At 67.0% G+C, this 12,731-nt stretch carries 9 protein-coding genes, 3 tRNA genes and 2 pseudogenes; 9 read left to right on the forward strand and 5 right to left on the reverse strand.

Annotated elements, in window-relative coordinates; all coding sequences use genetic code 11:
• Positions 1-24 precede the first annotated feature (24 nt).
• Together ACIBQZ_RS42065 and ACIBQZ_RS42070 are read left to right on the forward strand one after the other, a co-directional pair.
• Positions 25-1,260, forward strand: a complete 1,236-nt coding sequence (locus ACIBQZ_RS42065; protein ID WP_396094563.1) for a hypothetical protein — start codon at positions 25-27, stop codon at positions 1,258-1,260.
• A 192-nt stretch (positions 1,261-1,452) separates the two neighbouring features.
• Positions 1,453-1,525, forward strand: a tRNA-Arg gene (locus ACIBQZ_RS42070).
• Positions 1,526-2,532: 1,007 nt separating this feature from the next.
• Here the strand turns inward: ACIBQZ_RS42070 and ACIBQZ_RS42075 are convergent.
• The gene (locus ACIBQZ_RS42075; protein WP_396094564.1) at positions 2,533-2,898 is read right to left on the reverse strand and encodes a hypothetical protein; all 366 of its coding nucleotides are present in this window, start codon (positions 2,896-2,898) and stop codon (positions 2,533-2,535) included.
• A 200-nt stretch (positions 2,899-3,098) separates the two neighbouring features.
• Between ACIBQZ_RS42075 and ACIBQZ_RS42080 the strand changes: the two genes are divergently transcribed.
• The 5 genes from ACIBQZ_RS42080 (at position 3,099) to ACIBQZ_RS42100 (ending at position 5,995) form a co-directional block, all read left to right on the forward strand.
• Positions 3,099-3,173: transfer RNA gene (locus ACIBQZ_RS42080), tRNA-Glu, on the forward strand.
• Positions 3,174-3,182: 9 nt separating this feature from the next.
• A tRNA-Ser gene (locus ACIBQZ_RS42085) sits at positions 3,183-3,257 on the forward strand.
• Between the two features lie 26 nt (positions 3,258-3,283).
• Complete coding sequence (locus ACIBQZ_RS42090; RefSeq protein ID WP_396094565.1) at positions 3,284-4,639, forward strand: SDR family NAD(P)-dependent oxidoreductase; 1,356 nt, start codon at positions 3,284-3,286, stop codon at positions 4,637-4,639.
• Between the two features lie 251 nt (positions 4,640-4,890).
• Entirely contained in the window at positions 4,891-5,583 is a 693-nt protein-coding gene (locus tag ACIBQZ_RS42095; protein WP_396094566.1) for a hypothetical protein, read from the forward strand.
• Between the two features lie 280 nt (positions 5,584-5,863).
• On the forward strand, positions 5,864-5,995 hold the full coding sequence (locus tag ACIBQZ_RS42100; RefSeq protein WP_396094567.1) for a hypothetical protein: 132 nt from the start codon (positions 5,864-5,866) through the stop codon (positions 5,993-5,995).
• 1,303 nt (positions 5,996-7,298) lie between these two features.
• Here the strand turns inward: ACIBQZ_RS42100 and ACIBQZ_RS42105 are convergent.
• On the reverse strand, positions 7,299-7,700 hold the full coding sequence (locus tag ACIBQZ_RS42105) for a hypothetical protein (RefSeq protein WP_396094568.1): 402 nt from the start codon (positions 7,698-7,700) through the stop codon (positions 7,299-7,301).
• Between the two features lie 185 nt (positions 7,701-7,885).
• Between ACIBQZ_RS42105 and ACIBQZ_RS42110 the strand changes: the two are divergent.
• Together ACIBQZ_RS42110 and ACIBQZ_RS42115 are read left to right on the forward strand one after the other, a co-directional pair.
• A pseudogene (locus ACIBQZ_RS42110) lies at positions 7,886-9,138 on the forward strand (serine hydrolase domain-containing protein).
• 118 nt (positions 9,139-9,256) lie between these two features.
• Positions 9,257-9,739, forward strand: coding sequence for a DUF6886 family protein (locus ACIBQZ_RS42115; protein WP_396094569.1), 483 nt, complete (start codon positions 9,257-9,259; stop codon positions 9,737-9,739).
• A gap of 98 nt (positions 9,740-9,837) precedes the next feature.
• Here ACIBQZ_RS42115 and ACIBQZ_RS42120 read toward each other — a convergent pair whose 3' ends face one another.
• From ACIBQZ_RS42120 to ACIBQZ_RS42130, 3 genes and pseudogenes are all read right to left on the reverse strand, one after another.
• The gene (locus ACIBQZ_RS42120) at positions 9,838-10,440 is read right to left on the reverse strand and encodes a lipoyl domain-containing protein (protein ID WP_396094570.1); all 603 of its coding nucleotides are present in this window, start codon (positions 10,438-10,440) and stop codon (positions 9,838-9,840) included.
• 758 nt (positions 10,441-11,198) lie between these two features.
• Positions 11,199-12,059, reverse strand: coding sequence for a TIGR04222 domain-containing membrane protein (locus ACIBQZ_RS42125; RefSeq protein ID WP_396094571.1), 861 nt, complete (start codon positions 12,057-12,059; stop codon positions 11,199-11,201).
• Between the two features lie 64 nt (positions 12,060-12,123).
• Positions 12,124-12,311: pseudogene (locus ACIBQZ_RS42130) on the reverse strand (IS5/IS1182 family transposase); the annotation flags it as partial.
• Between the last annotated feature and the right edge of the window lie 420 nt (positions 12,312-12,731).

Below are 12,731 nucleotides of genomic sequence, written 5' to 3' on the forward strand. Positions count from 1 at the left end.
TCCCAGCTGCCGGAGAGACAACACATGCGCCGAACCACGGCCCTCCTCCTACTCACCATGCTGGCGTCGCAGGCCGGCGGCGTCATGCCCGCGTCGGCGGCCACGCGCGGCGTACCGAATCCGTCGTTCGAGGGCGGCTGGCGCGCCGGCAAGCTCGCCTGCTGGAGCCTGTCCACCCGCGGCGGCCGCCTGACCCTCACCCGCAAGAGCCACAGCGGCCTCGCCGCGTACGCGCAGGGCCGGGGCCGGGCAGGCCCGCAATCCCGGCTCACCTCGGACCAGACCACAGCCTGCCGGGTCGGGGTCAAGGCAGGCACGCGCTACAGCCTGGAGTTCTGGCTCCGGTCCACGGCCGGCGCCCGCCCCGTCGTCTACGCCTACTCGGCACGGAAGGGCTGGCGTCCCTGGTTCACCGGAGACCAGCTCGCGGCGGCCCCGCTGCGGAAATACTCGGTGACGCTTCCGGCGATATCCGAGGGGGTCACCGCGGTCAGCGTGGGCGTGGGGTTCGACGCCGCCAGCACGATCGTCCTGGACGACGTCGCCTTGGTCGCGCAGGCCGGCCAGCGCCTGTTCCGCCCCACCTTCCCGACGACAAACGGGCTCATCACGAACGAATACGCGTACTGGAGCCCGAACGACCCCCGCAGCGTCGGCTCGAAGATCTGGGACATGACGAGCGGCTCACTGTTCGCCTACCACGGCAACGGCTACTCGGGAGTGCCCGACGACAGGCCGACGGACCCGAAATCCCGCGCCGGCACCCGATCGGCCATCTTCCGGCTCACCACCCACGACAGCTCCTTCGGCGACGTCTCGGTGCAGACGAAGCTGAAGGTCCGCCGCCTGTCGTCGACCCGCAGCACCCCCCGGGTGAGCTGGGACGGCGTGCACTTGTTCCTGCGATACAAGAGCCAGTACCACCTGTACTACGCCAGCGCCGCACGCCGCGACGGCAAGGTAGTGATCAAGAAGAAGTGCCCGGGCGGACGAACCAACAAGGGCACGTACTACGAACTCACGGCCGAGAAGCCCGGCTATCCGATCATGTACGGCTCCTGGCAGACCGCGAGCGCAACGGTCCGCGACAACCCCGACGGCAGCGTGGCGATCACGCTCACCGTGGGCGGCAGGCTCGCGGCAAAAGCCACCGACCGGGGCGTGGGCTGCGCACCGATCACCGGCGCGGGGGCGATCGGCATCCGGGGCGACAACGCTGAGTTCGAGTTCACCGGCCTTCGGGTCTCCTCCCTGAACTGACCGACAACGACGGCCGGGGTCCTGATCCTGGGACTCCGGCCGCTCGGTACGGGGCACGCAAAGCCCCACCGGCGGACATGCTAGAGTCGTCTTCTAGCAGGTCCGGGTGCACCAAACGCCTGGACCAGCGGAAACGTAGCCGCGACCCGCTGGATGCTTCATCACGCGCCAGCACGGAGAGTGGTTGTGTGAGCGCCCGTAGCTCAATGGATAGAGCATCTGACTACGGATCAGAAGGTTAGGGGTTCGAGTCCCTTCGGGCGCACAAAAGATCAAGGCCGTGACCAGCGGAAACAAGGGTCACGGCCTCTTTGTTTCCCATTCTCGGCCCCGATACTCCCACCTGGTGGGAGCGTGGTGATCGGATGGTGATCGCGTGTCGCCGACGTGTTCCGTCCATAGTGGATTTCGGCGTTGAGCTGGACTTTAGCCCCGCGAATCATGGCCTGACCCGCAGCCCTTTCCGGTTACTGTGTGTGATGCCTGCGGCGGTGTTTGTCGTCCGGTCAGGTGCTACCACGGGCCGTGCCTGCCGGTGCCTGGTGCGGAGGCCGATAGCCGGCACAGGGCGAGTCGTCTGCCGGCCGGGGTGGTGTCGCGCCGTCGAACGCTAGGGGTGTCCGGTGGCGACGGCGAGCGCCGTGGATCCGGATACGAGGGAGCCGGTGTCACCGCGGTGTGGTGATGGCTGCAGACGGGAAGCTAGGTAGTTCGGTTACGCAGCGCTCGCCGCAGAAGTCCGACAGCGACGCCGACGACCAGACCGGTGGACAACCAGAAGAGCAGGTCGACGGCGGCAGACAACGTGTCCGTCTCGACGAGGTTTGCTCTCATGGTGGCATAGGCCTGATGCGGGGTGTCACCACCCGCGGTGATCCACGGCAGGGGCAGTCCCCACGAGAAGGTGTAAGCCGCGTCGCAGCAGGTCTGTCGCAAGGCAGCAACGCAGCGAGCGCCGAACCGACCGTGCCGGCGCCGACCACCAGTCGCGACAGTGCCGCGGCTGCCGCCTTCCACGGCTGACCGCCGACTCGGTACTCCGCCGAACCCCCGCCGGGGGATTCGTCGTTGACCCGCTCGGCGAACTCATCGTTCGAGTACCCCCGCCCCTGTCCGGCGCTGCCTGACTGAGCCGGAAAGCCAGGTCGTTTCACTGATCTGGCCGCCGACCGTGTGCGCTGGCGTCCATACACTGCTTACCGTTGTTGGCCTGCCGCAGCCCTCACCCGACGACCCAAGCACGCGATTGTCCGTGATCCGGTCCCGCTGTCGTTACCCGGCCATCCAGTCAAGACTCGGTGCGGGCAAGTGATCGAGCCTGCCGTCACGGATCTGCCACGCATCTGCCTCCTCCCGCTCGTCCGCGGTAAGAAGGAAGAAGCCCGTCGGCATGTCGTTGTCCTCATTGACCGGCGGCATCGCGGCCAGTTGTTCGATCTGTTCACGTAGCCACGGCACTTCACCTTGCCGGATGTCACCGCCGTAGAACAGGTAAAGCGTCCAGTTGAACGGTGCTGACGGGAACGCCCAACCGCCTGAGTACAGTTCGTGACGATGCCGCTCGACTATTTCCTCGGCGGCTTCACGCTGTTGGAAGTTGATCTCCATCCAGCCACGGACCGACGTGTACATACCCATGATCTTCACTGTAGTGAGCAGACCCGTCGCGCTGCTGTAGCGCGTCGGCTGCCTCCGGTCATCACCCTGTGTCTATCTTCGTCAGTACTCCGGCGGCGATTCCGCTGTGGGGCCGTCGACACTCACCTGCCTGATCCGCCGGGTGAGCTGTTATCCGTTGGCGATCGGTTGATCATCCTCGCTATGATCCCGAGCAAGGTGGGGCCTGTAGCGCAGGGGTAGTCGCGCCGCCCTCTCAAGGCGGAGGATGCCGGTTCGAGTCCGGTCTGGCCCCACCCCTGCTTGTGGCCGGCACCGCAGAGGTCGACGCGCCGCACTGCTCACGCGGGGGACACCGGTTCAAGTCCGGTCTGGCCACACTCCAGCAGTCGAGGTGGGGAAGGCAATGAACGGCGACGACGTCGAGGCCGCGCTGCGGGTGCTCGGTCAAGTCCGCGCGCTGCCCGTCGATGATCCGGTCCGCATGCGGGTGCAGCGTGCGGTGGATGGGCTGCTCAAGGACGCTCAGCGGCAGCGGCGAGCCAACCGTCGCCGGCAGACCGCGGCCGGCGATCGGGCGGTCGTGGCCGCAGCGGCCACCGGCGCGGCGGACCGGGCGGAGGGAGTACCGGTCCTCGCGGCCGTAGCGGGCGATCGTGGTCGGACCCGCCGGGACCGTCGGTGCTATGCCTGCCGCGGCCGGTTTCGTGACGTGGACGTGTTCTACCACGCGCTCTGCCCCGCTTGTGCAGATCTGCACCGTCGGCACCGCACCTCCGGCGTCGACCTGAGCGGACGGCGGGCAGTGGTGACCGGTGGCCGGGTCAAGATCGGCTACCAGATCGCGTTGAAGCTGCTGCGGAGCGGCGCGGCGGTCACCGTGGTGACTCGCTTTCCGGCGGACGCCGGCCAGCGGTATGCGCGGGAGCCGGACGCTGCGAACTGGTCGTCGTCGCTGCGTATCGTCGGCGCCGACCTGCGTGACCCACGTCAGGTGCTGAATCTGGCCGATCGGCTCTCCGAGGGTGGGAATCCGCTACATATCCTGATCAACAATGCGGCGCAGACCGTACGGCGGCCGGCCTGGGCGTACCAGCCGCTCGTGGCAGCGGAATTGCTGGCCGCGAGCACGGGAAGGGCTGTCGAGACGGTGGAGGGCTATCGCCCCGGCGCTGCCCCGCCGGAATGGGGCGCAGCGCTCGAGTCCGTGGCCGAGCCGGGCGGCTCCGGACTGGCGGCTGTCACCGACATCACCGGCGCGCTCATCGCCCGCAGTTCCAGTAACTCATGGACCGCCAGGATCGGCGAGATCGACCCGGTCGAGCTCCTGGAAGTGCAACTCGTCAACGTCGTGGCGCCCTTCCTGCTCGTCGATCGGCTCCGCCGGGTCCTGACCACGCCCGGCCCGGGCCGACGGTACGTGGTGAACGTGACCGGGCGCGAGGGCTGGTTCTCCGAGGACGGGCCCGGCCCCGACCGGCATCCGCACACTTCCGTCAGCAAGGCGGCGCTCAACATGCTGACCCGGGTCGGCGCTGCTGACCTGGTACGACACCAGGTGTACATGTGTGGCGTCGACACCGGCTGGATCACCGACGAGAACCCGACCGTTATCAAGGCCCGCCGAGCGGCCTCCGGCTGGCGACCGCCGCTGGACGTGGTCGACGCGGCAGCCCGGATCTACCACCCCATCATCAGCGGCGAGGCCGGCACACCAATACACGGCGTGCTGCTCAAGAATTACACTGTCGTCCCGTGGTGAAGCGGTGACCGCGCCCAGTGCACATACCTGCCGCAGGTAGAGCGGGAGGGCCTTAGCCGGGTCCGTAACGCGAACGGTGTTTCTGGCGGCTCGGGGCCACTGACGACTGAGTTCGAGGTCGGTGGTTGTAAGTGTGTCGGCGTTTTTTGTTGGCCGGATCACCTGCGATGGACACCACGTGTCCGGCCCCGCGGCGGTGACGTTGATCAGTCGTGAGCACTGTGAGGGTCGACGATCAGGCTACGCCTGTCGTGTTCGTGCAGCGGCCGGTGACAGCGGCGGTCAGTGGTGCGTTCATCGTGCTGTGCGCGGTGACGGCCGCTTTGTCGGCTGCGGTACCGGGGCGGATGGTGACTCCCGACGGGACGCGTCTGGGGTGGAACTACTCGCCGGAGCTGTGGCCGTTGCTGTTCGCACATGTGATCGCCGGGGTGATGGTGATGACTGGCGTTCGGTGGACTCGACCGGCGGGCGTGGTCGCGGCGATCATGGCCGCTCAAGTGGCCGGCCACGGTGTGGTCGCGGTTCGCGACTGGTTCAACGCCAACGGCGCCAGCGGCATGGCGCAGCACAACCTCGCCACGGTGGTCACGTGCGCTGCCGTGGTGGCGCTCACCGCGACCGCCGCGGCCGTGGCCGCCGTCGCGGTGGTGTGGCGCGAACCGGTCGGTGCGTGGCGCAGCCTGGTGCCGTACCGGCCTGCGTACGTCTTCACCGGGGCAGCCGTTGCGGTGCTGTTGCCACCGACGTTAGGCACGCTGTGGCATGACCGGGACATCACCACGCTCGGACAGGTCGCCTTGACGTACTCACTGCCGTGGGGAGCCGGCCTTGCCGCGGCAGGCTGGCTACGAGGCCGCGCCGCAGTCGCCGCGCGGGCGGCTGTTGCCGCGTCGGCCATCCTGTCCACCCTCGTCGTGACTACCCTCGCTCTCACGTACTGAAGCTCCGCCAACGTCTGCTGACGCTGCAACGTCACCAACGTGACGTAAAGATCCGGCGGACGACGTCAGGCTGTCGGCGCATGGGGCATCAAGGCGATCGTGCGGGAACTCGGCCTGGCCAGGGAAACGGTGCGCCGCTTCGCCCGCGCCCAGAAGGTGGAGGATCTGCTGACCACTGCCCAGCGGCGTTGCCTTCAACCAGGCGATCTATCCGAATGGTGATGTCGGTGAGTACCTCAATGTGTGGTTCCGTTGCCGGGCGGTCAGTGGCGAAGCAGGGGTGAACGATGACGAGTCGATCGAGGTCGGTTGGTGCGATCCGGAGGCCTTGCCGGAACTCGACGCGCTGTCGAAGCTGAGGATCGACACGACACGTGCCGCCGATGCCCCGGCCTGGTTCGTCAAGCCCTGAGAACGCCCTCCTGCGCTCGAGACCCTCAACGCGGCGGCGCACCGGCAACGAACGGGCGGGCCGAAAAGTAGCCTCGCCTGCCGGTGTCGCGGCGACGGACCGTCGTGGCTGGCGTGCCGGTTCGGGCGAGTGGCACCACGACTTCTTCGCCGTAGCGCTCACGCTCATCGCTTCATTTGTGCGGTCTGAGTCGGCCTGAAGGGGGTTACCTTCTGTAGTGACTGGTCGAGTTGGCGTGGAGTGCGGAGATTGGTCGATATTGGACAGAGCATTCGGGTCGGTGGAGCTGCGAGTGGGATGATGGACGGAATTCTTGGCGGGGAGATGTGTCGCGTTGACTCGTTCACGGGTCCTGGCGTCTCAATATTCGAGACCCATGAGTTTGAGGCCTTGAAACGTAGCGGATAGTCGCAAATGGGGCATCTCCGGGGTGGGCTCGGAGGGCTTTGACCTCTTCTGATTGCGGCGCTGTCTACGGATCAGAAGGTTAGGGGTTCGAGTCCCTTCGGGCGCACAAGCGATCAAGGCTGTGAACTGCGGAAACAAGGGTCACGGCCTTTCTGTTTCCCATTCTCGGCCCCGATAATCCCACCTGGTGGGAGCGTGGTGATCGGATGGTGATCGCGTGTCGCAACCATGTTCCGTCCATAGTGGATTCCGGTGTTGAGCTGGACTTTCCCTACCCGAACCGCAGCCCGTCCCGCAGCCCCGCCCGATTACTGTGCGTGATGCTCTTAGGTGTTCGTCATCCTGGTCAGTGCTACCACGGAGCCGTGCACGTACGAGGGAGCCTCCAACACCGCGGTGTAGTTGATGACCGCGCACGGCGGCGGGCAGCCCGTCCGGCCGTGCGGGCCATCCGGCTCACGAGGCTCTCCGGGAAAGGCCTGCGCCGGAACCGGCGGCGGGTGGTGGCCGCCGGATCATGCTCGGGCTGTCGTGATCGTGCCGGAAGCCCTGCCGCGCCGGTCCGCTTTCGGCCAGGTGGTCCACGCGAGTGCCGTCAGTCGGCCCGAGTGGATCTTTACAGTGTCAGGAGACGGCTGCGCCCAACTTCTGGTGCCGCACCGTGCAGGGCTGGCGGGGCTCCTGGCTGGCGCAACGGGAGTGGAAGGGCCCCAAGGTGCGGGCCGTACGAGCGCACCTCCGGCCTGGTCCGCTCCCTTGTAGCACTGCCGCCTCGGTAGCGCCGGCGTCCGTCCGCGCTCGCGTCACCGAACGCAGCCGAGAAGCCCAAGAAAGGCATGATTATGTTTACTGATCTGCCGATGAGCAGGCGCGCAGGTTTGGGTCCTGGTGTCGGTCAGAGGCAAGTCCACAGGTAGAGCCGCCGCTGCGGCGACGCCTGGCGTGCGACGTCGCGCAAGCTGCGCACAAGCGGAGCCAGTTCGTCAGCCGTCGCGTACTGCCACTCCTCGGTCTCCGCCCAGGCCCGGGTCACCGCATGGAGCCGGTCGTTACTGATCGCGGCAATTGCCGTGGTGACATGGTCGGCGACTACCTGTAGCCAGGGCCCCTCCCACCGGTCGACCGACACTGGAGCAGTCACCTGCCCCTTCGTGGCGGCCGTGTCCGGTGTCGCGGCGATCCGGTGTAGCGACGCCAGCGTCACCTCGGTGAGCGATTTCGCCGACACAGTGGGCACGTCATCGGCTTCGGTCGGGCCGTCCTCCACCAACTCCAGCGCCCTATCAAGATCTGCCACGAATAACTCTGTAAGCATTTCGGCACCCTAGCGGCACGTCAGTTCTGAGGGATCGAGGGACCTCCTCGTCGGCGGTTGAGGCCGCTAGTTTCGCCATCTCCGGATGCGCTCTTCTGCCGCGAACCGCTCGTTACGGAATGTGATTGGCGGCTTGGCGGCTTGATTCGGGTTGTGTCGATGTTCGGATGCCGGGCGCAGGACCGCGCTGCGGTCGGCCACATCCGGACGCAGGCGAGATCGTCCCTACGGAGAAATGGGCGGTCTGCTACTACGCCGCGCCCAGCGGCTCACATTTCGCCATCAGCACACGCGACCTGCTGGAGTTCGTCCGGCTGCATCACCGACCACACTGCCGGCCCTGCGCGAACCCCAGATCGAATCCGTCCCGGACTTCGGATCGTGAGGCTCCAGACGCGGCGGGCAGCAGTGCTGCTCGCGTGACGCGGCCGGGGCATCGCCCGGGTAGCCTGCGTCGATCTGGCAGGTGTCGATGGAGCGGGGGCTGCGGTTTGATCGACGTGCAGGGGTCTGTCCAGGCGGCCGGATACCACAGCGCCGCTGCGGTCGTAGCCGGCGCGCAGGTAGCTGATCCGGTCTTCCACGGCGGCGGAGGGCTGACCGCGGACAAGTGCGTGTACACCGCTTCGCTGTCGAAACAGATCACGGCCGCTTGCGCTGCGTTACTGGTCAGGCAGGGACGCCTCGATACCGCCGACGTCCTCGCGCAGTGGATGCCCGAGCTGCCCCCTGGTCCCGCACGGTCCGGGTGCGCCATCTGATCCACCACACCAGCGGACTGCCGCAGGGCGTACACATCGACGACGTCCTCCGGAACGAAGCCGTCCGCACCACCGACGGCGTGGTCCGCGCCCTGGTCCGGCGCGACTACCTCGACCGCACGCCGGGAACCGCATACGGATACTGCAACGCTGGCTACGTCTGTCTGGCGGTCGTGGTTTCACGCGCCGCCGGCCAGCCCCTGCCGGAGTTCGCCCAGCAGCACGTTTTCGAGCGACTCGGCATGAACAGCACGCGGTATTGGACCGGCCCGGCGCCGTATCCGCCCGGTGCCGCTCCGCTCGACCCGAACTATCCCGCTCCGCTTTCCCTGGGCGACGGCGGGGTCTGGTCCACAGCACGAGACCTGCTGCGCTGGAACCGTTCGCTGCTCGTCGACGACCTCGGCATCTCCGAAATCCTGCACACACCGGGACGCCTGGAGGATGGCACACCGCTCGATTACGCGTGGGGCGTCGGTGTCGAAGGCTACCGCGGTCAACTGATCTACCGGCACAGCGGTGGTTGGCCTGGAGTGACGACCCAACTCGTGAGCATCCCCGGAAAGGACGCCAGCCTCGTAGTGGTCGCGTTGGACGACGACAGCGAGCGTTCGACCATGCTGGCCAACATCATGATCTATACGCTCTTGACATCGTGAGTGGCACGCGGACATGCCGATGAGCGGATGTTGCTGCCCGATTGAGGACCGCGAGGCACCGTTACCTTGGCCCCGTGCCCAAGTTGTTCCATGTCAGTGATGAAGCCCCTTCACCACGATGAGCCCGCGCCCATCCCCTCCCGGCACGCCTCACGAAGGACAGGAGTGGATATGGGCTATCGACGAGGCGCGCCTGCCGAACTATCTCCTACCCCGGGACTGCCCACGGGTGTGCTGGGCAACGCCTCAAGCGCCGCATTCACTGCTCAGCTCGCCCGCCGCCCGCGTCATCGCGGTCGAGCACCGATGGCTGTCCCGGCTCCAGCAGGCGTCCCTCAAGGTCCATCGCCTCGACTCAGTGAACTTCACGCTGTTGGATGCCACCGCTGGTTACTGGGTCAGTGAGAAGACCACTCAGGTACAGGATGTGAGCGAGATCAACGACTGCTTGATCGCCTTGGGCCGGTATGACGTGGAGGTGCGCTTGACCGCCTCGCTGTGGCCGTATGTCGATGCGGTCGTCGCGGCCAGAGGCGAGTTCAGCGCCATCCGGATGCGCAACGCCGGTGCCCGGCAGGCGGCCGACGACGACGTTCGTTGAGCATCCGCTTCTGCCGCGAACCGCTCGCTACGCGGTATCACGTTCGTCGGCGCTCCGGATGCTGTCATGGTGAAGTCCATAGCAGAAACCGGTTCACCTCATGGTGTGACTGCGGTGGACGGCTCGATCACGGCGATGATGCTTCCGGCAGGTGCGGTCGTTCCCGCCGAGATCCTGATCTCGCGCAGATAGCCGGAGGCATCGGCGGGAACCTCGATGTCGACCTTGTCGATCGAGACTTCCACTAGCGGCTCACCTGCATCGATCCGGTCGCCGACCTGTTTGAGCCACCGGGTCACCGTCGCCTCGATGACGTCCTCCGCGAGCGCCGGCATCGTGACCTGGTGCCGTACGGCGAACGTCGACGAGGCTACCGGTGTCGGCTGATGCTGCCCAGCCGAAACCGGTTCTGCCGGGGCGATATCTCGTCGGTGGTAACGCCGCCACACGTGAACGGCAGCGGCCACCGCGAGAAGAGCAGCCGCGGCACCTTTCCACTGCCGCTCGAATACCGGACGCTGGTCACCCAAGACAGCCTCGCCGGCGAGCCTCAGCCAGACGAGCACGGCGAACGCGGCGAACGTACGCGATACCGGCGCGGGCTTTCCCCGGGAACGAACGGCTGCCGCCAACACCAAAGTGGCGCTCGCGACCAAGATGATGGGCAGCCCGATGCCCCACAATGAGCTGATGACCTGCACGGACGAAAGTATGGAGCGTACAGGCCGACCGCGAAACCGGACCATGCTGCGCGGGGCGAGTAAACACTGAGGAATGCACCAAATCGCCATGATCGACTGCGTTGTTCTGCCGCGTAGAACGCGCGTTGTGGCGGGGGAGCGGCACACGCGCCGCTGGGCGTGGGGTCGTCGGTCGTCCGACGTCCCGGTCGACCCGGACATTCGTCGGTGATCATGGCGATGTCGCTGGCATGGCCGAACAGGTGAGTCCGGTGCCGTCCGGGTGGGACCTTGTCACGCTGGACGAGCTCGGCTTGTTGTTGGTCGGCACGAGCACGCCGGATCTGTGGTGTCTCGCGGACCCTGCTGGCCTGCACTGGCAAGGTGCTCGCCCGCAGCGGCAACGGCGACCTGATCTTCGCTGGCGGGTCCCTGGGCTCGATGTTCGACCTCCTCAGCGGCGCTCTGGCGGCGACAGCGGCGTGTCCTGTGGCGGCTGTCGCCGGCCTTCCAGCGCGCGGCCGCCGGTGGGGCGGGCGCCGGTGGGGCGGGGCGCCGGTGGCGGCGCGCGCTGACACCCGGCGAGCATGGCCGGGCCCGGGAATGCTGGCAGGCGTGCATGTGCCGCCGCGCGCCCTGTCGCGGCGGCGCCGACCGGTGGCTTTCGTGGATGCTCCCTAGCGGACGCATCAGGCTTCTCCAAGCAGGCCAAGATCGGCGCTCGGCATCCGGCGCCGCCCGGTGGGCGAACTCGTCGGCGTCGCGTCGGGCTGCGATGGTCAGAGTGTGGGATCACCCTTCACGCGGAGGGATGAGGCTTGATCGGATGCTTCCTTCCAGTGCCACCAGTCGGTACTGATGAACGTTCTTTTGCTGGTGAGGGGAAGTTTCGGGAGTTCGCCGGAGAAGGCGCCTGCCTGCTCGGCGAAGGCGGCATCCATTCGCCACAGTTCCGGTTCACCGTTGGCCGCGACCCGCCGGAACCATGATGCAGAAGCGCTCAGCTCGGCTCGCTCCCGGAGCAGGACGGTGTTTCCGGCCCGGGTGACTGGTGGGAGGTCGACCACCATGTACGTGCCGATCGCGAGGAAGACTCCCAGGCCGAGCAGTCCCAGAGCCTGTAACGACCGATCCGGCTCGGAAAAGTGCGGCAGGGTGAGCCCGAAGGCCGCCAGGCACCACAGGGCTATCACCCAGCCAGGCGTTCCGTACCAGCGCATCCGTGTCTGCTGCCGGGCCGACAGAACCCAACCCCGGCGGACAAGCCGGGCACCGATCCTCTCCGCCGAGGCTGCCACTTTGCTGTCGCGCAACAGGTCTTCGATACGGCGCGGTCCTCGCGCAGCGGTCAGCACCGTGGCGTACAGAGCCGATGTGCCCTCCGGCAGCGCGGGACCGGGGACGGCGATGATGCCGCGGCTGTCGGCTCGGACCAGCCTGCGTCGGCGCAGCTCCGCCAGCGCTGTGTAGACGACGAGCCGGTGACCGCCGCCCAGGTAGGCCAGCTCCAGCGACCGCGCCGGTGTGTCGTGGCTCGCGCCGCGCCGAACCCACCACCGCATGCAACCGACCACAGCCAGCGCCACGAGCGCCAGCCCCAAATGCAGCAGCAAGATCCCCGTGGCTGGAACGCTCGTCATGACCCACAGGGTCGCAAGCCACCGCAACCCGCGCACCGGCTCCCGAGCTCTTCTTGGGCGTGTTTCATAACCACTCGCCGATGATGGTGATGGTCGGGACGGCTTGGAAGCGGACGGCGAACTTGTCGTAGCGGATGGCGACGCCGCGGTGGCGTTGAGGCGGGTGATGCCGTTCTCGACGGCGTGGCGTAGCCGGTAGAGCTGCGGGTCGAACGCGGGTGGGCGTCCGCCGCGGGAGCCTTTGGCCTTGCGGTGAGTCCCACCTGCCTCGCCCGTCATTCAAGATGCCCGTCGCCAACTGCTGTTGACACGTGCGACCGATGTGCGGCAACTGGGCGTCAACGCTCAGTGTAGTCCCCGGCCACTGTGAGTCGATAAGGGTCTTGCGCAGATGATCACCGAGCGGCTAGCGTCTCGGTCGCATCGACTCGCATCTCCGCGACTTCTGTCGATGTCTTTGCTGTCACACGGGGATCCTTCATGAACAAGCGCGTTCAGCGTGCGTCGATACCGTCTGCCCTGGTCGTCTGTGGCCTGCTTTTCACGGCAGCAGGTGCCGGCATCGCGGCACCGCCTCCTGAAGTTCCACCCCGGGACCGGACACCGGAGTTTCATGCCGCGAGGGCGATGGGTGGACGGTAGCAGACACGTGCTTCGCGTGGTGTCTGGTGT

This window comes from Actinoplanes sp. NPDC049599, assembly GCF_044465625.1.
Taxonomy (GTDB): domain Bacteria; phylum Actinomycetota; class Actinomycetes; order Mycobacteriales; family Micromonosporaceae; genus Actinoplanes.